Here is a 21,118-nt window from a genome sequence, read left to right as displayed (position 1 = left end):
TTTTTAAGGAATCCATTTTTTAGGAAAGTTAGGTTTGCGCTTTTGTAAAAAGGCATCACGACCTTCTTTAGCTTCGTCAGTCATGTACGCTAATCGCGTAGCTTCGCCAGCAAAAACCTGCTGCCCTACCATACCATCGTCTGTTAAGTTCATAGCAAATTTTAGCATTTTTATGGAAATTGGCGATTTGGCTAAAATTTCTTGAGCCCATTCGTAGGCAGTGGCTTCCAATTTATCGTGAGGTACCACGGCATTAACCATTCCCATCTCAAAAGCTTCTTGAGCGGAATAATTGCGCCCTAAAAAGAAAATTTCGCGTGCTTTTTTCTGACCAACCATTTTAGCCAAATAGGCCGAACCATAGCCACCATCAAAACTGGTAACGTCCGCATCGGTTTGCTTAAAAATGGCATGTTCCTTACTGGCTAGTGTTAAATCGCAAACCACATGTAAACTGTGTCCGCCTCCTACAGCCCAACCAGGCACTACAGCTATTACCGCTTTTGGCATAAAACGAATAAGGCGCTGCACCTCTAAAATATTTAGTCGGTGGTACCCATCATCGCCCACGTAACCTTGGTGGCCACGCGCAGACTGGTCGCCTCCCGAACAGAAACTGTAAACACCATCTTTTGTTGATGGTCCTTCGGCAGACAATAAAACCACACCAATATTTACATCCTCATGCGCATCGTAAAACGCATCGTATAATTCGCTGGTCGTTTTTGGTCTGAAAGCATTTCTTACATTTGGTCTATTAAAGGCTATTCGGGCAACGCCGTTGCACTTTTTATAGGTAATATCCTCGTATTCCTTGGCTGTTTTCCAATTTGCTTCACTCATTTTATTTATTTTTGACAAAAATAATTATTATTTACCTAACAAGTTAATAGCATGCGAACAATTCTGTACCTAGGCGCCTATCTTTTCTGTTTTTATACTGGTTTTAGTCAGTCCTATCAATTTAAAACGCTCATCGATTTAGAAACAACAGAAATTATAAGTCAGGGTAACACAGGAACGTGTTGGAGTTTTTCAACTGTTTCTTTTTTAGAAAGCGAAATCATTAGGTTAACAGGTAACCATATAGATATTTCTGAAATGTACCAGGTACGCCACACCTATCCTGCAAAAGCTTGGAACTATATTATGCGCCAAGGTAAAGCCCAGTTTAGCGAAGGTGGTTTGGCACACGATGTTATGAACAGCATTGCCCAACATGGTTTGGTACCTCAAGCTGTTTACAGTGGTTTAGAAAGCAATAAAACCAACCATAATCACGCCGAAATGGCTGCCGTATTAAAAGGTGTTTTGGATGTTTATGTTAGTAACCCCGGTAAACGCTTATCGCCAAAATGGGAACCGGTAATTGAAAACATTCTAGATACGTATATGGGGAAACCTACCGATAGTTTTTTGTATGAGGGGAAACACTACACAGCAAAATCGTTTCAAAAATTAACTAAAATTGAACCCGATCAGTACGTTAGCATTACATCTTTTACCCACCAACCATTTTACGAATCGTTTATTTTAAATATTCCAGATAATTTTTCGAATGGTAAATTTTTTAATGTGCCATTGGACACCTTAATAACTATAATTAATGAGGCTTTGGAAAACGGGTTTACGCTTACTTTAGACTGCGATGTGAGTGAAACAACTTTTTCGGCAAAACACGGCATTGCTGTAATTCCAGAAGTAGAAAGCACGGCAGCCGAGGCCATAATTAGTATTCGTCCAGAAAAACATATTACCCAAGCCTACAGGCAACAAGCGTTTACAAGCTATGCTACTACAGACGATCATTTAATGCATATTACCGGTATTGTAACAGATCAAAACGGTACTATATATTACAAAGTGAAAAACTCCTGGGGTACTGACCAAACTCGTGTAGCTAACAACGGCTATGTGTATATGAGTGAGTCGTTTATGCGCTTAAAAACTATTTCTGTAATGCTTCATAAAGACGGGCTTCCTAAAGCGATTAAAAAGAAATTAATGCCATAACCATGTCCAAAAGAATCCGTAATACCTACCTACAAAAAAGCATTAAAAAAGAATACAATTTAATTAGGTAATTTTTATTTCTTTGAAGATTTTGTAGTCATTGAATATGAAGCAAACGCGCATGTTACCATGAGCCAGCTACAAGAAATTATTCAGGAAAGTAAATTATTTTATCCCATTAGCAAACACTTTGGAATTGTTATAAACAAAATAAATAGCTACAGCAGCATCCCTATAGATGCCAAAAAGCTTGAAAAAGCCCTACCAAATGTAGTAGCTATTGCGGTAGTTACAGACGATTTAGTTGTTAGCATAAATTTTGATTTTGAAAATTATTTTTTCGAAAAAATGAAACGCCGGCTTTTTACTACATTAATACCTGCCGTTACATGGATTCAAGAAGAAGTAACCAATAAAGACCGTTAAGAAACCAAATAAATACCGTCGTCCTTTATGTCAATAAGTTTTTTTCTGTAAAGTGTTCCAACGGCTTTTTTAAAACTTTTCTTACTCATTTGGAGCACGCTTTTAATGGTGTCAGGATCTGATTTATCGGTAAGGTTTAAATAGCCTCCGTTGTCTTGCAATTCTTTCATAATGGCATCGGCATTTGGTTCTATATTTCGATAGCCTATTTTACCTAAAACAATATCCAACTTATTGCCAGGTCTTATTTTTTTAACGTATCCCTTTAGGCGGTCGCCAACAGACAGATCCTGGAAAATGTCGTCATTAAAAATTAAACCTTGGTGTTTTTTATTAACAATTACATTCATACCAATATCCGAGGGATGCGAAATTATTAAGTCCACCTCTTCAAATTGTTGCACGGTAAGGTCTTTATTGTCTAAAAATTGGTTGGTTTTACTAGAGGCCACAAGTCTGTTGGTTTCTTCATCTAAAAAACAGTAAACCAAATACCAGCCACCTTGTTTCATTTTAAAGGCCTGTTCCTTAAAAGGGCAAAACAATTCTTTAACCATTCCCCAGTCTAGAAAGGCACCAAATTCTGTAACAGCATTACATCGTAACACGGCAAATTCGCCACGAGTAATGTAGGGTTTATCTGTTACGGCAACCAGGCGTTCTTCGTTGTCCAAATAAACAAAAACCTCTATTTTATCCCAAATTTTAAATTCCTCTGGCACATAACGGTTTGGTAATAAAACTTCGTTACCTTCTGTATCCTCCAAAAATAATCCGGGTTCTGTTTCTCGGATAATTTCCAATGTATTGTATTCTCCAATTTTTATCATAGCGCAAAGGTAATATTTTAAACGATATTAATGGTAGAAGCCCCAGCCTTTTGACCGCTTTAACAAAGACTTGTTTTACAATGAAAAACGCCACGATAGTTAGCGCGGCGTTAAACACAGGTATGCATAAAAAGCGTACTTATTTCATAAAAAGCATTAGGCGTAAACCGCTTCTTTTTTAAAATGCTTAACCAGTAAATAATAAACTACAGCCCGGTATTTATTTCGGTTGGATTTGCCATACTGTTCCATTACAGTTGCCATTGCGTTATCTAAATCTGGACCGTCTTTAAGACCTAATTTTTTAATTAGAAAGTTGTTTTTAACTGTGGCTAATTCAGACGCATCGGAACCCGAAACTGTTGCGGCGTCGGCGTTGTAAATAGAAGGACCACAACCAATGGTTACTTTAGTTAGCAAATCCATGTCTGGGTTTACATGAAGTTTGTCCTTTAAATCGGCTGCATACTTTGCAATTAAATCATCTCGTTTACTCATGTGTATATTGGTTTTAATTAAAGTCTTAATATACACATTTTTGTTAAAATTTTATAACAAAATAGATTGGTTAGCTAACGAATTTAAAATAGTCTAACAAAATTTTATCGTTATCTGTTCTTGGCGTAAAAATTTCTAAAATTTTTGGTTTATCTGAAGCCTCATAAAAATCCTGTAAAACTGTTACAAGCTCCTTATTAGTATGCGCGGTTTGGTACTGAAAATTGTACATTTCAGCTAGTTGCTTTGCCGTGTGATTATGAGTGGTTTCAAAAAAATTATCGAAATTCTCGGAGTTCTTATGGCCTGGAAGAATTCTAAAAATACCACCGCCTTGGTTATTAATAATTAGTATCCTGAAATTACTAGGAATGTAGTTATTCCACAGGGCATTACTATCGTAAAAAAAGCTTAAATCGCCTGTTATAAATACGGTTTGTTTATCCTGCACTACGGCACCTCCCAAAGCTGTAGATGTACTACCGTCAATACCACTTGTTCCCCGGTTGCAATACACTGGAATTTCTGGGGCTATTTTAAAAAGTTGGGAATACCTAATTGTAGAACTGTTTCCTAAATGCAAGATACTATTAGTTGGTAAGCTTTTAGATATTGTATGAAACGCTATAAAGTCTGAAAACCCAATTTCTTTTAAATATAAATCGTGTCGCTGTAACCGGTGTGTTTTTACGTCCTGCCAATACCTTTGATAACTACTAGCAACCGATTTTTTAGTTTCCGGTAAAAACGTTTTAAAAAATTGATTTGGAGTGGTTTTAAAATGTGTTTGTAAACAGAAAAATGTATTGTTAGCCTGGTGCAAATCTACATGCCAATGTGTTTTAGGCTTGTAGTTTCGTAAAAATGCCTTTATTTTTTTTGAAACAATTAAACCACCAAATGTGAGTAAAACCTCCGGTTGCAGCGCTTTAAAATCGGCATCATTTAAAGATGCTATTATGGTATCGATGCTGTTAAAAAAAGCAGGATGATGAATGTTTGAAGTCGTTTCAGTAAAAACAATCACACTAGGATCCGCTGCTAGCTGGTTTAACCACTGCTGCTCGATGCTATTTGGCGGATTTACGCCTACTAATATCATTTTTCTGGTGGCTTTATTCCAAATATTAAGGTGGTCGTTAATTTTTGAAAGGCTTATAGCACCAGACTGTTTAAAAGGTGGAATAATCTGTGGGTTTACGGCCAAAGTATCGGTTAAATGGTATAAAGGCTCATGAAATGGTGCGTTTATGTGAACGGGACCTCCTTTAGAAATAGCCGCATTTAATGCGTTATTTATTTCAATTTCATTTTGCTTTTGCAAGGCATCCATTTCAGAATCCAAGGATGCTAAATGGTCCGTACTTCCTGAAGTGCTGGTGGTTTCTGCAGCTAATTCTAAATCTTGTTGTGCTTTTAAATTGGCTGTGTAAATAACATGGTTCTTATAAACATCACGCTGATTTATAGTTTGTCCGTCGCCAATACCCACTAAATAGGCTGGCCTGTCGGCAGATAGCACAACCAGCGGAATATTACTAAAAAAAGCTTCGGAAACTGCCGGATAGTAATTTAATAAAGCACTTCCAGATGTACACACAACGGCTACAGGTTTGTTAATTTGCTGGGCAATGCCCAAAGCAAAAAAAGCGGCACAACGCTCATCCACAATACTGTAGCACTTAAAAAACCGATCTTGAGTAAAACCAATTGTAGCAGGTGCATTTCTACTTCCTGGGGAGATAACAATATGTTGTATTTCCTTTGCTTTAAAAAGCAAAATTAAGGTTTGTGCTAAAGGTATTGTTGGGTATTGCATGAGGGCTAAAATCTAACTGTAAAAATAACAAATAGCTAACGGATAAAAAACTATTATAATACCTTTTTCATGGTAGCCGACTTTGCCACAGTTTCCTCCCATTCCTTATCTGGATTGGAATCTTGGGTAATACCGCCGCCCACATAAATTAAAGCTGTTTTATCTTTTATTTGCATACAACGCAGATTTACAAACAAGTTGGAAACCGTTTTTATATGGGCATATGCGTTGTTTTCCACATTCCTGCGGTTGGTATTTCTGCTTTGTATTTTTTTAACATGCAATTCCCCTAAAAAGCCAGTATAAAATTCGCGGTCGTAATTTTCTTGGCTATTTATAAACGTTTTGGCTGCCTCTTTAGGCAAACCACAAACAGCAGGTGTTGGATGCAGTGCCGCTATAATATTTTTTAAGTTGGTCTGCATATTTGAAAGCTCCCCCGTTATAAGAGTTTTTAAATGCAATAAGTTTCCTGCACGTATTGTTTCGGTATCTGATACTGTTAGGTTCGTTAGGTACGGCGCTAATTGGGCAGTTATAAACTTGGTTACAATATTTTGTTCATCCAATTCTTTAGCTCCCCAAGTTATGCTATTGGTGTTTTTGTAAGTTTGTGTACCCGCTAAAGACATGGTTTTGAAAGTCTTATTTTCAATTTGCAGCAAGGTTTCGGGTGTAGCTCCTAACCACAAACCAACCTTGGGATGAAACCAGATATAAACAAAGGCCGACGGGTAGGATTGTAAAAGCCATGTAAAAATATCTAGAGCCGAATTTTTATTTACAGTCTGAAGCTCCTGTCTGGACAAAACCACCTTGGTAAACTCCTTATTTTGTATGGCCGTTATTCCCTTTTTTATAAGCTCAATGTGCGCTTCTTTTTCACGTGCAGACGGATTTTCTAAGGTGTTTTTTAAAGCAATATTTGCGTCTCTACTCAAGTCGGGGTTTACAGCAGAAGTTGTGAGCATTTTGGCATGCATGCTCGGTATTAAAATGCTTCCTTGCTCCAAATTAAACGGTGCCAATACAAAGCCACTTTCCTCAAAACTGCTTGTTTTATAAAGGCGATCATTTTCTTGCAAAAAAGCTTTAATTGGCGCCTCTTGCCCCATTTTATAGGCAACTAAAGGTAAGTTTTGAGCAAATTGATTTTGAATTTCTTCGAAGAAAACAGAAAATGTCATAAACGTATGTCTGGTTATTAAGCTATTTTATAGCTTGTTTTGAAACTTAAAAAATAGAAAGCAATGCGGTTAATTTTTTCCTTTTTTTGGTAGCGAAATCGTCGCTAATCTGCAAACAGAAATTAAATTATCGGCATCGTCTGTTACCCGAATATCCAACAATTGCGTCGTTCTTCCCTTGTGTAAAAAGGTTGCTTTAGCATAAACATATCCGTCACTTACACTTTTTAAATGGTTTGCAGAAATTTCAATACCTCTAATAAAAACCTCTTCCAAATTTGAAAAAATATGGGCAGCAAAACTACCAACACTTTCAGCTAAAGCCGCCGTGGCACCACCATGCAAAACCCCATCGGGTTGATATACTCGGGCGTTAACAGGCATTTTAGCAATTAAGTAATCGTCCCCAAAATCGGAAATAGTAATATTTAGCGTTTCCATTAAGGTATTTTTGCAAACCGCATTTATTTCTTTAAGTTTGGCTGCTTTCGAATTGACCATAACATTACATATTTTAGTATCCTTGCAAAAATACGAAACCCTTACTAGAAATGAATCCTACGGAAAAAGAAATATCTTACAACACCACTAATAGTTATTCAACCTTAAACGCACTAACAGCCGCCACAAAAAATGTATGGTTGGTATGCCATGGTATGGGGTATTTAAGTCGGTATTTTTTAAAATACTTCAAAACCTTACCTGCTTCCGAAAATTATATTATTGCGCCCCAAGCACCAAGCAAATACTATATTAAAACAGATTTTAAACATGTAGGCGCTTGCTGGCTTACAAAAGAAAATACAGTAACGGACACCGATAACCTTATGCGGTATTTAGATGCTATATTTAAAAAAGAAGCACTACCAGATTCAACAAACTTGATTGTTTTAGGGTATTCGCAGGGTGTTAGCATTGCGATGCGGTATTTAGCTAAACGCCAAAAAACGTGCGCGCAATTAATATTACATTCTGGTGGTATCCCTAAAGAGTTAACGGCAGCGGACTTTCTATACTTGCCAAAAACTACCAGCGTTACTCTCGTTTATGGCACCGACGATCCTTATTTAACGGATGCGCGAATAGCCCACGAAACCGAACGCGCCCGCACATTATTTGGCAAACGCCTAAAAATACTCCCTTTTGAAGGTAAACATATTGTAAATACGGCTATAATTAACAGTCTGGTATAACTGCTAATGCGTTAAATTTTTAATTATGTCCCGTATGGGTAAAATAGCTTTGGTGTGTTCAATACTGGGTCCGGCAACCCAAACTGTTTTATAGGTGGCTTGTAAGGCCGCTTTTTCAGTAGCTTTCATCCCGATATAAAAACGTATCATTTTTACCCATTTTTTTAGGGTTTTGTTTTTATTTAGAAGCTTTTCCAATCTGGTTGATTTTGTACCAATTTTCTGCACATAAGGTGTGTTAATTACTGTACACGGTGTTCCGGAAATACGTTCGGTCATTACAATATCATCCGCGCCATAATCCACACAGGCTTGTTTATAGTCGTCCGTAACACCAGCCTCTTGAGATGCAATAAATGGACTACCTACAGACACACCAACAGCACCATAGCTTAACATGGTGTTTATATCTGTCTTACAACCCACTCCTCCAGCAGAAATAACAGGAATATTTAATTCTTTATGTAGTAAACTGGTTAGTTCTTGTGGCGATAAATTACCCCGATGCCCACCAGCTTGGTTGTTTACAGCTACGGCAGCATCGGCGCCTAACTGTTCTATTTTTTTAGCAAAATGTAAATCGGTTACATCGCAAAATACTTTAATTCCTGCAGCATGGGCTTTCTTTATGGTTTCTTCTGGATTTCCTAAAGAGGTAATTATAAAATCGCAACCTTCCTCGCAAATAACGCGTAATTGCTCCTGATACTTAACGTTGGATTTATTTACAATTAAATTATATCCAAACGACCCACCGGGCACTTTAGCTGCTTTTAACGCATTTATAGAAGCGCGTAATTCATCTAAGGTTCTATAGTTTAAGGCTGGAATACAACCTGCAATACCGCTTTTCATCCCTTCAATAACCATGGTGGTATTGGAAACCAAGAACATAGGCGCCATAATAATGGGATGATTTATTTTAAGCATTGTAGTCAGTTGGGTTGTCATAGCACTGTTTTTAATATACGATAACAAATATAATAGAATATATTATGCATGCATAGTTTCCAAAAAATTATTTGGTTCGATTTGTAGTATAAAAAAAAACGCAAGCCCCAAAAAGTGTTGGAACTTGCGCTTTTAAATTCAAACTTTAATTTTAACTAATTACTTTATTATCCGTTTTTTTAATAGCTAATGCATAAATAACAAGTCCAAAACCTATTTTATTAATGGCATCTGCAATATTGTAAACAATATCTACACTTCCAGTTCCAATAATACTCGTGTACCAACCTTCGGTTCCTAACATGTAACCTAATGGGTAAATGGCCCAACCTACTAAAACAAACCAACATAAAATTTTGTGCGCTTTTAGGATATCACCACCTGCAGCAACGGCTAATTTTTTAGCTTTTCCTAACCAAATATCATACACAATTACAAAGTAAGCCACACCCGAGATACCGCCCCAAAGCTCCGCTTGATTAGTAAATACGGCTTCACCTAGGTAACCAGTTATTAACATAATTACAGATAATCCAATTAAACGCCACATTAGGCTTGTTTTAGCTCCTGCAACCTTCAGAATAAGGAAGAACTCAACACACATTAAAGGCACTGTTAAAAACCAATCTACGTACCTAAAAAACGTTGGCGACTCCATGTGAGCTGACCAATAGTCTTTCATGTAGAAATAGTGCACGGCGGCAATAAATGTAATAAGTCCGGAGACTAATACTGACGTTCGCCACTTTCGGTCGAACTGACTTAACGACAAAAAGAAGAACGCAGACGCCCCCATCATTGCCATTGCACCAACAAAAAACGTAAAGCCAACATAGTCCGTAGGATCTATTTTTGGCACTACACTCAATAAAATTGACATTTTTTCCATGATAAATGTATTTAGTTAATATTAATATTGTTTAAGTAAATATACAAAATATTAAACAAAACTAACATGGTAAGTAAAATAATAATGCCTACTTTTGATTAAACAGATTCATTATGAATAAGATTTACAACCTTTTAATAGTATTTAGTTTTATTGGTTTGTGGTTAACATCGATCATTCCAGACACCTATGAAGTTATATTAGGCTTTATTCTCATTTTTTCTTTTGGCATGCTTCACGGTTCCAATGATATGTTACTAATTGATGTTATTTCCAATAAAAAAAGGACACAGTCATTTTTAAAAGTGATTGCCATATACATTGCTACTGTACTTGCAGCGGCAACCTTATTTATTTTCATACCTGCATTGGCACTCGTATTATTTATACTATTTAGTGCTTATCATTTTGGTGAACAACATTGGGAAAGCAAAAGCCTAAACGTTTTAAAATGGCACAAACAACTGTTCTATTTTATTTATGGCTTATTCGTGCTTTTCTTATTATTTGTTTTAAATAGTTTGGAAGTGATTCAAATTATTAAATCAATCTCAAACATTGTCATAGGCACCAACGCGATTTTAATAGCCTTTTGTATAATAGCAGCTGCTTTATTGGGAATAAGTTTGTATTTAACGGCTCATTCGGTAACCTTTAAATTAGTTGTATTAAAAGAGTTCTTTTATTTAGTTGTTTTTGCTATTGTTTTTAAGGTATCTACTTTAATTTGGGGCTTTGCCTTGTATTTTATTATTTGGCATAGTTTTCCTTCGCTTTACGAGCAAATACATTTTATATATGGGCGGTTTACTAAAAAAACAATTATCGCCTATATAAAAAAAGCACTTCCTTATTGGTTAGTTTCTATTGTTGCGCTGTTCTCTTTAATTTATATTTTTGGCGACACAACCATTCCTTATGGTATTATATTTGCTTTTATTGCAGCTGTAACATTCCCGCACGCTCTGGTAATTAAAAAAATGTTTGAAAAACATAAAACCCCCAATTCTTAATACGTAAAATACCGTTATTTAATCCAGTTATAAAACAGTAAAACCCTTATAGATATGGGCTTTTAAACTTTTTAAATTAATTATTACGAAAATTGAGTTTTTACCTTTAATCAACTTTTTAACACAAAAAAAAAAAAAAAAACGCAACCTACCCGTTATTATAGGGTTGATTGCGTTTTTGATACTTCTAAACTTAAGCTGACTGTTTGGCCTACTTAAGCTATTTATACATTATTGGTATACCAAATAATGATTTTGTTGCTTACTTCACTTCTTCAAAATCTACGTCCTCAACGTCGCTTCCTTGATTTGTATCGCCACCTGCATTAGCGTTTGCATCTGGACCAGCTTGCTGTCCGCCTTGTTGGCCTTCAGCTTGTGCTTTATACATTTCCTCGCTAGCTGCTTTCCAGGCTTCGTTTATTTTCTCTAAAGCTGGATCGATAACGGCGATATCTTTTGTTTCGTAAGCTTTCTTCAATTCTTCAAGTGCTTCTTCAATTGGCTTTTTCTTATCGTCAGATAATTTTTCACCAAATTCTTTCAGCTGACTTTCCGTTTGAAAAATCATAGCATCTGCTGCGTTTAATTTTTCAGCTTTTTCTTTCGCTTTGCTGTCGGCTTCAGCGTTAGCTTCGGCATCTGCTTTCATTTTCTGGATCTCTTCTTCTGTTAAACCAGAAGATGCTTCAATACGAATATCCTGCGATTTGTTTGTCGCTTTATCTGTTGCTGATACCTTAATAATACCATTAGCATCAATATCAAACGTTACTTCAATTTGCGGTGTACCACGTTTTGCTGGTGGAATTCCATCTAAATGGAAACGGCCAATTGTTTTATTGTCTGCTGCCATAGCACGCTCGCCTTGCAATACATGTATTTCTACAGAGGGTTGGTTATCTGCGGCAGTAGAGAATATTTGCGATTTTTTTGTAGGAATTGTTGTGTTAGCTTCAATAAGCTTGGTCATAACATTACCCATAGTTTCAATACCTAACGATAATGGTGTAACATCCAACAACAACACGTCTTTAACATCGCCGGTTAATACACCACCTTGAATAGCCGCTCCTAAAGAAACAACTTCATCTGGATTTACACCTTTACTTGGTTTTTTTCCAAAGAATTTCTCAACGGCATTTTGAACAGCAGGAATTCGTGTAGAACCACCAACTAATATAATTTGATCGATGTCGCTTTTAGTAATACCAGCTGCTTTTAAAGCCGATTCGCATGGCGCAATCGTGCGTTTTACTAAATCGTCAATTAATTGCTCAAATTTTGAACGTGTTAACGTACGTACAAGGTGTTTTGGTCCGCTTGCTGTTGCCGTCACATAAGGTAAGTTTACCTCTGTTTGTGCAGCAGATGACAATTCAATTTTAGCTTTTTCAGCAGCCTCTTTTAAGCGCTGTAAAGCCATAGGGTCTTTACGTAAATCTATGTCCTCTTCGGCTTTAAATTCTTCTGCTAACCAATCAATTATTTTTTCATCCACATCGTCACCACCTAAATGAGTATCGCCTTCTGTAGAAAGTACCTCAAATACACCATCGCCTAATTCTAGTATAGAAACGTCGTGCGTACCACCACCAAAATCAAAAACTACAATTTTTTGATCGGTACCTTTTTTATCTAAACCGTAAGCTAACGCTGCTGCAGTAGGCTCGTTTATAATACGTTCTACTTTTAAACCAGCAATTTCGCCAGCTTCTTTAGTAGCCTGACGCTGCGAATCGTTAAAATAAGCAGGTACTGTAATTACGGCACGGCTTACATCTTGTCCTAAATAATCTTCTGCGGTTTTCTTCATTTTCTGAAGAATCATAGCAGATAATTCTTGAGGTGTGTACAAACGTCCATCAATATCCACACGCGGTGTATCGTTGTCGCCTTTTACCACTTTATAAGGTACACGGCCTACTTCCTTGGACGACTCTGAAAATTTATTACCCATAAAACGCTTAATAGAATAAACAGTTTTTGTTGGGTTTGTAACGGCTTGACGTTTAGCCGGATCTCCTACTTTAATTTCACCGCCCTCAACGAAAGCTATAACAGACGGTGTGGTTCTTTTACCTTCTGCATTTGGTATTACAACTGGCTCGCTACCTTCCATAACAGAAACGCAAGAGTTGGTTGTACCCAAATCGATTCCAATAATTTTACTCATAATACTTCTTTATTTTAAAATTGTGTTGCCCGTTTTAATTGCGGACATGTGTTACTTTTTTGTGTCGCAATGTATAAGTCAAGTATTGTGCCATCTAAAAAAATATGACAGCTTGTCAGTAACACATAAAATATTACCCTTAAACCGCCGTAATTACCTGCAATATGCGTATTTTTAAGCGCTAAATAACAGGTTATGAAAAAAACATTTTCCATACTCATATTGTGTTTGTTTGTAATGCTTTCATGCGAAGGTCCCCAGGGACCTCCGGGTGTTCCGGGCCCGAGCGGCGGTCAGGTTGTTGCGCCTGCTTTTGAAATTGCATTAGATTTTACACCAGAAAACAATTATGAATTTGTTGGGCCTTATGGCTTTACCATTTTCCCTTCCGATGTTACATTGGTCTACATGTTATGGGAAACAAATAATGGTCAAGAAATTTGGCGTTTACTGCCACAAACCGTCAACTTTACGGAAGGAACTTTAACTTATAATTTCGATTTTACCAGAACAGACGTGCGCTTTTTTTTAGAAGGCTCTGTTAACCCCGCTATTTTAGATAGTAGCTGGACGCGCAACCAAGTTTTTAGAGTGGTGGTGGTACCGGCAGATAATGTTGGTAAAATTGATTACAGCAATTTTGAGGCCGTAACAGCAGCCTATGGCATTACTAATTTTAACGTGCGGTAAGTTAAGCATCTGGTAAAATTCAGTTTTGAATATTGATATGTTTCTTTAAAACATGCCAAACTAAATGTATCTTTGCTTAAACTTAAAACAATAAGCTTCATGGAGTGTATTTCTGTTTTCGATATGCTAAAAATTGGTGTAGGCCCGTCCAGCTCCCATACTTTAGGCCCTTGGCGTGCTGCAGAACGTTGGATAGCAGATTTAAAAGCCGAAAACAACTTTAATAAGGTTGAAAAAATTACCGTCGATTTATACGGTTCGCTTTCCTTAACAGGTAAAGGACACGCCACAGACTATGCGGTATTACTTGGCTTAAGTGGCGCCGACCCAGAACGGATTCCAGTAGATACCATAGAGGTTATAATTGCTGCCATTACTAACACCAATGTACTGCATTTTAACAATGAAATAGCGCTTCCTTTTAACCCCAAAACGGATATTATTTTTAATCGGAAATTCTTACCCTTTCATCCTAATGGTATGCGTTTTACAGCGCTTATAGATGGGCAAGAAACCGAGGCTTACTACTACTCTATTGGAGGTGGTTTTGTAGTTCAAGAGGAACGCGAAAACTCCAAAGCCAACAAAATAACCTTCTATTGCACTTTTCCGTACCCAGCTGAAAATGGGACGCAATTATTAAACTTTTGTAAACAACTACAGCTACCCATATCTGGCGTGGTTTTAGAAAACGAAAAATCGCTTCGAGAAGAAGCTGAAATCGATTTCGAACTAAAACGTATTTGGAGCACCATGCTGGAGTGTATGTATGTAGGTTGCCACACCGAAGGTAATTTGCCTGGTGGCCTAAATGTACGGCGCCGTGCTTTTGATATGCATCAAAAATTATCAAATGGTGTTCCCTACAATTCACCCGAAACTTGGTTGGAAAGCATTCGAAAAACAGAAGTAAAATTCCGCCAAATTTTAAAATGGGTTAGTTGTTTTGCCCTTGCCGTAAACGAAGTAAATGCCTCATTAGGTCGTGTGGTTACAGCGCCAACTAACGGAAGTGCCGGTGTTATTCCAGCCGTGCTAATGTATTATATGGTTATTGAAAACCACCAAGCCGATTTTAAAGACATTAAAAAGTTCTTGTTAGTAGCAGGTGAAATTGGATCCATTTTCAAAAAAGGTGCCACTATTTCGGCGGCCATGGGAGGTTGTCAGGCCGAAATAGGCGTATCGTCTGCAATGGCGGCTGGAGCCCTTTGCGAGCTTATGGGAGGCACACCAGACCAGGTTTTAATTGCTGCAGAAATTGCCATGGAACATCATTTAGGGCTAACCTGCGACCCCATTGCCGGCTTGGTTCAAATACCTTGTATAGAACGAAACTCCATGGGTGCCATTAAGGCTATAAATGCCGCAGAACTCGCTTTAGAAACCGACCCTAAAAATGTAAAAGTACCTCTGGATAAGGTGGTTAAGACCATGTGGGAAACTGCACAGGATATGAACTCTAAATACAAAGAAACCAGTGAAGGTGGTTTAGCCGTAAGCGTTAATTTAACCGATTGCTAATAGTGTTGCAACCACCATATACAACTATTTAAAACCTAAAAACAACATTCGGTAACAATCATTTTTACTTGTTACTCTACTTAATAAACCTAATTACATTTAACCTATGTCAGTTGCTAAAAAACAATACAAACGAATAACCGTAAAAACATTAGTGGATATGAAAGCCAAAGGCGAAAAAATATCCATGCTTACGGCTTACGATTATACCATGGCCAAAATTGTAGATGGTGCCGGAATTGATGTTATTTTAGTAGGCGATTCAGCTAGCAACGTAATGGCCGGACACGAAACAACATTGCCAATTACCTTGGACCAAATGATTTATCATGCATCATCAGTAGTTCGCGCTGTAGAACGTGCGTTAGTAATTGTAGATCTCCCGTTTGGAAGTTATCAAAGCGATCCGAAGGAAGCTTTGCGCTCGGCCATCCGAATTATGAAGGAAAGTGGCGGCCATGCGGTAAAATTAGAAGGTGGCAAAGAAATAAAAGATTCTATTAAACGAATTTTACATGCGGGTATTCCTGTTATGGGACATCTTGGTTTAACACCGCAATCTATTTATAAATTTGGAACCTACACGGTTCGTGCCAAGGAGGATCAGGAGGCCGCTAAATTAAAAGAAGATGCCATTATGCTGGAAAAAGCTGGTTGTTTTGCTATTGTTTTAGAAAAAATTCCAGCTAAACTAGCCGAAGAGGTTGCTAAAAGCGTACGCATCCCGGTTATTGGAATAGGTGCCGGCAAAGGCGTGGATGGCCAAGTTTTAGTTTTACATGATATGATAGGCATGACCCATGAATTCAATCCGCGTTTTCTACGCCGTTATATGAATTTATACGAGGACATGACTAAAGCCATCTCGCAATACGCTACCGATGTAAAATCGGAAGATTTTCCGAATAACGAGGAGCAATATTAATAGGGTATTTTTAAGTTTTGCAATACAGCATGTAAACCTTCATTATCTAAATTAAGAGAAAGAAGCCACACAAAGGTGCGGTTATAAATACCTTGTTTTATAATTTCCATTTTTGTAATGATTCTCGTTGTATGTAAAGGATTTGCTGTTTAAAACGTAACACATGGCGTTGCAAACATGCCTCAAGCATTTCAATAAAAAACGAGTCGCATAGTTCATATTCAAGGTAATTAATAACAAATTAGTGTCAACAGAATCTAAAATCCGATCCAATAAAACCAATTTACAAGTGCTTTATGAGGACAACCATTTAATTGTGGTTAACAAACGTGCGGGCGATATTGTGCAAGGCGATAAAACGGGCGATAAGCCATTAAGCGATGTGGTTAAAGCCTATTTAAAAGCTACTTATAATAAACCCGGAAACGTATTTTTGGGTGTTGTTCATAGACTAGACAGGCCTACTACGGGTGTTGTTTTATTTGCAAAAACAAGCAAAGCATTACCGCGTTTAAATAAATTGTTTGCCGATAAAAAAGCGCATAAAACCTATTGGGCTTTGGTTAAAAATAAGCCACCAAAATCTGCAGACACTTTAGTACATTGGTTGCGTAAAAATCCGAAAAACAACAAATCCACTGCCTTTACCAAGGAATCTGCAGATAGTAAAAAAGCTATTTTACATTACCGTATTTTAAAACAACTAGAATCCTACTATTTAATTGAAATCACTTTAGAAACGGGCAGACACCATCAAATTCGCACACAATTAGCTAGTATTGGGTGTCCTATAAAAGGCGATTTAAAATATGGCTTTAAACGAAGTAATCCTGATGGAAGCATTAGTTTGCATGCCCGGCATTTAGAATTTATACACCCCGTAGCTAAAACATCCATACATATAACGGCACCTTTACCAAATAATGCGGTTTGGAATGCGTGTGTAACCGAGTAAGAGGCATGTATTAGCACCTGAATTTAAATCATTGAAAATTCTAACCCAACCAACCATCTCTATCCAAGCTTCTGTACTGAATGGCTTCACTTATATGCGCACCATTAATAGCTGCAGCTCCTTCCAAATCTGCTATGGTTCTTGCCACTTTTAAAATTCTATCGTAAGCTCTAGCCGATAAATTAAGGCGCTCCATAGCGGTTTTCAATAATTCTTTAGAATCGGGATCCAACTGGCAAAAGGTTCTAATTTGTTTAACTGTCATTTGCGCGTTATAATGCACCGCATCCAAATCTGCAAAACGCAAAGTTTGTCTTTCTCTAGCGGCTGTTACCCGTTTTCTTATACTTACAGAAGATTCGCCTTTCCGATCGTCCGAGAGTTTTTCAAAAGGTACAGGCGTTACTTCTATATGAATATCAATTCTATCCAGTAAAGGCCCAGATACTTTACTTAAATAGCGTTGCATTTCTGCTGGCGAAGAGGTTATGGGTGCATCCGGATCGTTGAAGTAACCGCTTGGACTTTGTTTCACACATATAATCATTTATTAAACAGGTATTTATGCTTTGTGTAGGCTGATTTTTATAATTTGTAGTCATTTTTTTTATAAACTTTTTTATTTATATGACTACAAATAAAAAAGTTTAGAATAAAAAAAAGAGATTTCAAAGAAACCTCTATCTAATTTAGATTAATCTAATCTCAATACAATTAAATATGAATTAACTTCAATTAAATCATATTTAATTGTATTGATTTGAATTATGAAACCATCATTTTCTTAATCTTTGTAATAGTATTTATATTAAGGTCAGTTAGTTTAGCAACCTCAACGCCTTTGAAACCTTTTTTTAAGTATTCAACGGCTTTTTTGTTTTTATCTTTTGAAAGAAAAGAAAGCACATCTTCACGACTTCCTTTCTTTCTTCCAGTATAAGAGCCTTTTAGTTTAGCAATTCTAATTCCTTCCATTTGTCGTTCTTTGATTTGATTTCGTTCCATCTCACCAACAATTCCTAAAATAGAAATAATCATTTTTGAAATAGGATTTTCTTTGCCTTCGTTATCTAATGTAGAAAGCCCTTGTGATACAAAATGAATAGTGATACCCATTTCATTGAAATAATGAATAGTATTCATTATATCTCTTAAATCACGACCTAATCTATCTATTTGCCAAACTGATAAAGTCTGAATTAATCCTTCATCAATTAATTTCTTTATTTCTTTTCCGCCTTCTCTTTCAAAGAATGAAATAGCGCCAGAACATTTATCTTCAATAACTAAATCAAAATCTTTTTCATTTACTCTTTGTCTATCCGTCTTTTGTTCTAATGTAGAAACTCGAACATATAATACTTTAATTTTATTCATAATTTTAAGGTGGTTATTATTATACCCTAAAATTAAGATAAAAAAAGCGTAAAACCTAAGATTAATCAAGTTTTACGCTTTTAATTTATTACTAATTAAACCTCTACTCTAAAAATAGTATAATTTACTTTCCGGACTTTCTTCTATTATCATACTTACATAACATTTGACAATTATCAGATGAGGTTTTACCTCCTTCGTGCCAAGGCGTTATATGATCTGCTTCCATTTCATTAATTTCAAAATGTTCTTTACACTCTACACAGATACCTTTTTGATGTTCGTATGCTTCTCTTTTTTGATTATCAGTAAAAGCACGGATATTTAAGTGTTTCTCTTTGCCACTTAATAAATATTCATAGATGCCTTTCTTTTTAGTTATATCATCATCCATCATTAAAGTTGAGGTTTGCTCTTCAAGTTTCTTACTATCAAACTTAATATCTTTATATTGATTGTATAATAAACCCCATTCAATGCCTTTCATTTCCCTTCGATACTTAGGAAATATAGTTTTAACCCAATTAATTACACTTTGATAGTATAACCATAATTCATTTGCGTTTGGTTCGTTTTGATTATTTGACATATATACTTCTATATTGTCTTTGCTAATCCATTTTATAGTAGTTTCTAAATAATCTTGTCTAATAGGAGAACCACTTAAATAATCACTACCTAAACCATAAGCAGCACAACCATTCTTACTAAAATATCTTTTCGCATCAGATACCCACGAACCAGAATAAACAGCGTTTCTCAACTCTTGTTCTGTTAATTTCTCACCTGCTATATTAATAGTTCTAAACCATTCTAACTTTTGACTATCTGAACCTTCGCATAAGTAAATCATTAACTTATAATCGAGTATCTTTTCTTGTTCGTCTTTTTGTAGATTATGAAAGTATCTAAATAAATAAGCAAAATCACCATTTACAAATTGACAAATAGATATAGTTCTTTGTTGTCCGTCTATTACTTCAAAACCTCCATCATCTCTAACTGCCCAATACATAACATTCAATGGAAAGTTTTTATTGATAGTGTCAATTACGGCTTCTCGTTGTTTTTCTTTATATATAAACTCCCTTTGATAAGGCGGACGTATATCTAATAAACCATCATATCCAATAACTCCACCTTCATCATTATCTTCAAAGCCTTTCGTTAATTCTCGAACCGTAATTTCTTTAAGTGTGATTTTCATAATCTTTTATTCTTAATCAATACCCTTGCATAGACTTTATTTATTCTATATCCTTCGGAAGTCAAATATTTACCATTTTCATCTCTTACATAAAGAAGATAATCTCTTTTGTCCGAAATAAACTCTTTCGTTATTGGATTTCTGAACTTTTCATATTTTTTTGATGGTGTAAAGTTATCTTCACCTATACCAAGTGTTACTATTTCAAATTGTTCTGGATTGTATTTATCAATAAACGTTATAGGAACCCCCATTAAACCTTCATAATCAATAGGAATATCCTTGGTTTTATTAACATTTATAGCATCATAATTATCATAGAATGGGTATTCATCTTCATTATATGACTTGTAAAGAATTAAATCTTCATGTCGTTTTTTAATATCTAAATTAGTTAGCCACACAACCCCCGACACTCTAATCATACCTTCTTTTCTGTCCGTTGCAGTAGCATAATCTTCGTAGTGTTCATTTATAAAATGAGCCGCTCCACCCTTAAATCCAAAACCTAACCAAATCTTATTTTCTTTAATTAAAGAAAATATCTCTTTGTACGTTATTGCGTTTTGATGACCAACAATAATAAATTTTTTATCGTATTCTATAAGTTGAGCCACATATTCACGAAATAAAGAGAAGGGAGGATTTGTAACAACTATATCGGCTTGTTTTAATAGTTCAATACTCTCCTTACTTCTAAAATCACCATCACCTTGTAAATGATGAATACCAATTTCTTCTATGTCGGGAACATTATTTCCATTTTTATCTCCATTGTATTCAAGATAAATAGCACTCTCTTTGTCATTACTACTAAATAAATCAGCACTTTGATTTTTATAACAAGTAGTAATAAGTTTCTTTAAGCCTAACTTTTCAAAGTTGTAAGAGAAATAATGAAAGAAATTACTAACTCTCGGGTCATCACAATTACAATAAACTACTTTGTCTTTGAAATGATTTTTATAGTGTTTTAATTCTCTTTCAATATCTGATAGTTGAGTGTAAAACTCATCATTTTTACCTTTTTTTGCTTTATGTAAGTTTTTATTTTGTGATTTACTCATTATTTATCATCTAATCGAAAAAAACAGATGAAACTCATCTGTTTTTTTTCTGGATTAATTATTTTTCTAATCCTTTTAGGATATTTATAATCTCCTCTTTTTCTAATTTCTTTTTTTCTAACTTCTTTTTATTAGAATAATCTTTTACGATTTCTCTAATATGTTTTGGTAAATGAACAAGATTTGGAGTTCCATCTTTTTTTAATGGAACTACTTTTCCCATAATTTCAATAGTTTCTTTTTCGGTAGATTTAATTTCTTTTTCCATTATTCTAATATTTAAGTTAATATACAACAAATATATAATAATTAATTAGAAATAGATATTAATCATTTTTAGTACAATTTAATTGACTTTGATTCAATTTGATTCAGTTT

The 21,118-nt window shown here is 35.7% G+C and carries 22 protein-coding genes; 8 read left to right on the top strand and 14 right to left on the bottom strand.

Going from position 1 to position 21,118, the window contains the following annotated elements:
* Window positions 1-3 precede the first annotated feature (3 nt).
* Entirely contained in the window at window positions 4-843 is an 840-nt protein-coding gene (locus ACFSQP_RS02930) for a 1,4-dihydroxy-2-naphthoyl-CoA synthase (RefSeq protein WP_376891638.1), read from the bottom strand.
* 51 nt (window positions 844-894) lie between these two features.
* Between ACFSQP_RS02930 and ACFSQP_RS02925 the strand changes: the two genes are divergently transcribed.
* Both ACFSQP_RS02925 and ACFSQP_RS02920 read left to right on the top strand, forming a co-directional pair.
* Complete coding sequence (locus ACFSQP_RS02925; RefSeq protein ID WP_376891637.1) at window positions 895-2,013, top strand: C1 family peptidase; 1,119 nt, start codon at window positions 895-897, stop codon at window positions 2,011-2,013.
* Between the two features lie 129 nt (window positions 2,014-2,142).
* Entirely contained in the window at window positions 2,143-2,439 is a 297-nt protein-coding gene (locus ACFSQP_RS02920; protein ID WP_376891636.1) for a hypothetical protein, read from the top strand.
* On the opposite strand, the gene ACFSQP_RS02915 is transcribed toward ACFSQP_RS02920, so the two are convergent.
* The 5 genes from ACFSQP_RS02915 to ACFSQP_RS02895 form a co-directional block, all read right to left on the bottom strand.
* Window positions 2,436-3,269: a CvfB family protein gene (locus tag ACFSQP_RS02915; RefSeq protein WP_376891635.1), complete on the bottom strand. Its 834-nt coding sequence runs from the start codon at window positions 3,267-3,269 to the stop codon at window positions 2,436-2,438. The genes ACFSQP_RS02920 and ACFSQP_RS02915 overlap by 4 nt on opposite strands.
* Window positions 3,270-3,425: 156 nt before the next feature.
* The gene (locus ACFSQP_RS02910; RefSeq protein WP_376891633.1) at window positions 3,426-3,767 is read right to left on the bottom strand and encodes a DUF2853 family protein; all 342 of its coding nucleotides are present in this window, start codon (window positions 3,765-3,767) and stop codon (window positions 3,426-3,428) included.
* A 70-nt stretch (window positions 3,768-3,837) separates the two neighbouring features.
* Window positions 3,838-5,586, bottom strand: coding sequence for a 2-succinyl-5-enolpyruvyl-6-hydroxy-3-cyclohexene-1-carboxylic-acid synthase (menD, locus tag ACFSQP_RS02905; RefSeq protein WP_376891632.1), 1,749 nt, complete (start codon window positions 5,584-5,586; stop codon window positions 3,838-3,840).
* 53 nt (window positions 5,587-5,639) lie between these two features.
* A complete protein-coding gene (locus tag ACFSQP_RS02900; protein ID WP_376891631.1) occupies window positions 5,640-6,773 on the bottom strand; it encodes a chorismate-binding protein in 1,134 nt (377 codons plus the stop codon).
* Between the two features lie 69 nt (window positions 6,774-6,842).
* Window positions 6,843-7,274: a PaaI family thioesterase gene (locus ACFSQP_RS02895; RefSeq protein ID WP_376891630.1), complete on the bottom strand. Its 432-nt coding sequence runs from the start codon at window positions 7,272-7,274 to the stop codon at window positions 6,843-6,845.
* Between the two features lie 50 nt (window positions 7,275-7,324).
* Between ACFSQP_RS02895 and ACFSQP_RS02890 the strand changes: the two genes are divergently transcribed.
* On the top strand, window positions 7,325-7,966 hold the full coding sequence (locus ACFSQP_RS02890; protein WP_376891628.1) for an alpha/beta hydrolase: 642 nt from the start codon (window positions 7,325-7,327) through the stop codon (window positions 7,964-7,966).
* A gap of 3 nt (window positions 7,967-7,969) precedes the next feature.
* On the opposite strand, the gene ACFSQP_RS02885 is transcribed toward ACFSQP_RS02890, so the two are convergent.
* Together ACFSQP_RS02885 and ACFSQP_RS02880 are read right to left on the bottom strand one after the other, a co-directional pair.
* Window positions 7,970-8,917: an NAD(P)H-dependent flavin oxidoreductase gene (locus tag ACFSQP_RS02885; protein WP_376891626.1), complete on the bottom strand. Its 948-nt coding sequence runs from the start codon at window positions 8,915-8,917 to the stop codon at window positions 7,970-7,972.
* A gap of 151 nt (window positions 8,918-9,068) precedes the next feature.
* Entirely contained in the window at window positions 9,069-9,806 is a 738-nt protein-coding gene (locus ACFSQP_RS02880; protein ID WP_376891624.1) for a bacteriorhodopsin-like, read from the bottom strand.
* Window positions 9,807-9,919: 113 nt separating this feature from the next.
* On the opposite strand from ACFSQP_RS02880, the gene ACFSQP_RS02875 reads away from it, so the two are divergent.
* On the top strand, window positions 9,920-10,819 hold the full coding sequence (locus tag ACFSQP_RS02875; protein ID WP_376891622.1) for a Brp/Blh family beta-carotene 15,15'-dioxygenase: 900 nt from the start codon (window positions 9,920-9,922) through the stop codon (window positions 10,817-10,819).
* Between the two features lie 262 nt (window positions 10,820-11,081).
* On the opposite strand, the gene dnaK is transcribed toward ACFSQP_RS02875, so the two are convergent.
* Window positions 11,082-12,995 carry a molecular chaperone DnaK gene (gene dnaK / locus ACFSQP_RS02870; protein WP_376891620.1) on the bottom strand — a complete coding sequence of 638 codons (1,914 nt, stop codon included), beginning with the start codon at window positions 12,993-12,995 and terminating at the stop codon, window positions 11,082-11,084.
* Window positions 12,996-13,190: 195 nt separating this feature from the next.
* Here dnaK and ACFSQP_RS02865 point away from each other — a divergent pair, with 195 nt between their 5' ends.
* The 4 genes from ACFSQP_RS02865 to ACFSQP_RS02850 all read left to right on the top strand — a co-directional run bounded on the left by ACFSQP_RS02865 (window position 13,191) and on the right by ACFSQP_RS02850 (window position 17,089).
* Window positions 13,191-13,685 (top strand): hypothetical protein, encoded by a 495-nt coding sequence (locus ACFSQP_RS02865; protein ID WP_376891619.1) that lies wholly within the window; start codon window positions 13,191-13,193, stop codon window positions 13,683-13,685.
* 99 nt (window positions 13,686-13,784) lie between these two features.
* Entirely contained in the window at window positions 13,785-15,209 is a 1,425-nt protein-coding gene (locus ACFSQP_RS02860; RefSeq protein ID WP_376891618.1) for an L-serine ammonia-lyase, read from the top strand.
* A 106-nt stretch (window positions 15,210-15,315) separates the two neighbouring features.
* Window positions 15,316-16,134 (top strand): 3-methyl-2-oxobutanoate hydroxymethyltransferase, encoded by an 819-nt coding sequence (panB, locus tag ACFSQP_RS02855; protein WP_376891616.1) that lies wholly within the window; start codon window positions 15,316-15,318, stop codon window positions 16,132-16,134.
* Between the two features lie 244 nt (window positions 16,135-16,378).
* Window positions 16,379-17,089 carry an RluA family pseudouridine synthase gene (locus tag ACFSQP_RS02850; RefSeq protein WP_376891615.1) on the top strand — a complete coding sequence of 237 codons (711 nt, stop codon included), beginning with the start codon at window positions 16,379-16,381 and terminating at the stop codon, window positions 17,087-17,089.
* Between the two features lie 40 nt (window positions 17,090-17,129).
* On the opposite strand, the gene ACFSQP_RS02845 is transcribed toward ACFSQP_RS02850, so the two are convergent.
* The 5 genes from ACFSQP_RS02845 to ACFSQP_RS02825 all read right to left on the bottom strand — a co-directional run bounded on the left by ACFSQP_RS02845 (window position 17,130) and on the right by ACFSQP_RS02825 (window position 21,008).
* On the bottom strand, window positions 17,130-17,624 hold the full coding sequence (locus ACFSQP_RS02845; protein ID WP_376891613.1) for a magnesium chelatase subunit ChlI family protein: 495 nt from the start codon (window positions 17,622-17,624) through the stop codon (window positions 17,130-17,132).
* Between the two features lie 230 nt (window positions 17,625-17,854).
* Entirely contained in the window at window positions 17,855-18,466 is a 612-nt protein-coding gene (locus tag ACFSQP_RS02840; protein WP_376891611.1) for a recombinase family protein, read from the bottom strand.
* A 124-nt stretch (window positions 18,467-18,590) separates the two neighbouring features.
* Entirely contained in the window at window positions 18,591-19,673 is a 1,083-nt protein-coding gene (locus ACFSQP_RS02835) for an HNH endonuclease family protein (RefSeq protein ID WP_376891610.1), read from the bottom strand.
* Complete coding sequence (locus tag ACFSQP_RS02830) at window positions 19,670-20,743, bottom strand: adenine-specific methyltransferase EcoRI family protein (RefSeq protein ID WP_376892112.1); 1,074 nt, start codon at window positions 20,741-20,743, stop codon at window positions 19,670-19,672. Before ACFSQP_RS02830 ends, ACFSQP_RS02835 begins: the two co-directional genes overlap by 4 nt.
* A gap of 55 nt (window positions 20,744-20,798) precedes the next feature.
* Window positions 20,799-21,008, bottom strand: a complete 210-nt coding sequence (locus tag ACFSQP_RS02825) for a hypothetical protein (RefSeq protein ID WP_376891609.1) — start codon at window positions 21,006-21,008, stop codon at window positions 20,799-20,801.
* Window positions 21,009-21,118: the final 110 nt, after the last annotated feature.

The sequence above is a fragment of the Bizionia sediminis genome, from assembly GCF_042684585.1.
GTDB classification, from domain to species: domain Bacteria; phylum Bacteroidota; class Bacteroidia; order Flavobacteriales; family Flavobacteriaceae; genus Algorimicrobium; species Algorimicrobium sediminis.
Note: the sequence above shows the minus strand (reverse complement) of the source record. Positions and strands in the feature narration are given on the sequence as shown.

Excerpts from the sequence above, each read along its gene's own strand:
- ACFSQP_RS02930 (WP_376891638.1), bottom strand. The coding sequence starts at position 843 with ATGAGTGAAGCAAATTGGAAAACAGCCAAGGAATACGAGGATATTACC.
- ACFSQP_RS02925 (WP_376891637.1), top strand. The coding sequence starts at position 895 with ATGCGAACAATTCTGTACCTAGGCGCCTATCTTTTCTGTTTTTATACT.
- ACFSQP_RS02920 (WP_376891636.1), top strand. The coding sequence starts at position 2,143 with ATGAGCCAGCTACAAGAAATTATTCAGGAAAGTAAATTATTTTATCCC.
- ACFSQP_RS02915 (WP_376891635.1), bottom strand. The coding sequence starts at position 3,269 with ATGATAAAAATTGGAGAATACAATACATTGGAAATTATCCGAGAAACA.
- ACFSQP_RS02910 (WP_376891633.1), bottom strand. The coding sequence starts at position 3,767 with ATGAGTAAACGAGATGATTTAATTGCAAAGTATGCAGCCGATTTAAAG.
- menD (WP_376891632.1), bottom strand. The coding sequence starts at position 5,586 with ATGCAATACCCAACAATACCTTTAGCACAAACCTTAATTTTGCTTTTT.
- ACFSQP_RS02900 (WP_376891631.1), bottom strand. The coding sequence starts at position 6,773 with ATGACATTTTCTGTTTTCTTCGAAGAAATTCAAAATCAATTTGCTCAA.
- ACFSQP_RS02895 (WP_376891630.1), bottom strand. The coding sequence starts at position 7,274 with ATGGTCAATTCGAAAGCAGCCAAACTTAAAGAAATAAATGCGGTTTGC.
- ACFSQP_RS02890 (WP_376891628.1), top strand. The coding sequence starts at position 7,325 with ATGAATCCTACGGAAAAAGAAATATCTTACAACACCACTAATAGTTAT.
- ACFSQP_RS02885 (WP_376891626.1), bottom strand. The coding sequence starts at position 8,917 with ATGACAACCCAACTGACTACAATGCTTAAAATAAATCATCCCATTATT.
- ACFSQP_RS02880 (WP_376891624.1), bottom strand. The coding sequence starts at position 9,806 with ATGGAAAAAATGTCAATTTTATTGAGTGTAGTGCCAAAAATAGATCCT.
- ACFSQP_RS02875 (WP_376891622.1), top strand. The coding sequence starts at position 9,920 with ATGAATAAGATTTACAACCTTTTAATAGTATTTAGTTTTATTGGTTTG.
- dnaK (WP_376891620.1), bottom strand. The coding sequence starts at position 12,995 with ATGAGTAAAATTATTGGAATCGATTTGGGTACAACCAACTCTTGCGTT.
- ACFSQP_RS02865 (WP_376891619.1), top strand. The coding sequence starts at position 13,191 with ATGAAAAAAACATTTTCCATACTCATATTGTGTTTGTTTGTAATGCTT.
- ACFSQP_RS02860 (WP_376891618.1), top strand. The coding sequence starts at position 13,785 with ATGGAGTGTATTTCTGTTTTCGATATGCTAAAAATTGGTGTAGGCCCG.
- panB (WP_376891616.1), top strand. The coding sequence starts at position 15,316 with ATGTCAGTTGCTAAAAAACAATACAAACGAATAACCGTAAAAACATTA.
- ACFSQP_RS02840 (WP_376891611.1), bottom strand. The coding sequence starts at position 18,466 with ATGAATAAAATTAAAGTATTATATGTTCGAGTTTCTACATTAGAACAA.
- ACFSQP_RS02835 (WP_376891610.1), bottom strand. The coding sequence starts at position 19,673 with ATGAAAATCACACTTAAAGAAATTACGGTTCGAGAATTAACGAAAGGC.
- ACFSQP_RS02825 (WP_376891609.1), bottom strand. The coding sequence starts at position 21,008 with ATGGAAAAAGAAATTAAATCTACCGAAAAAGAAACTATTGAAATTATG.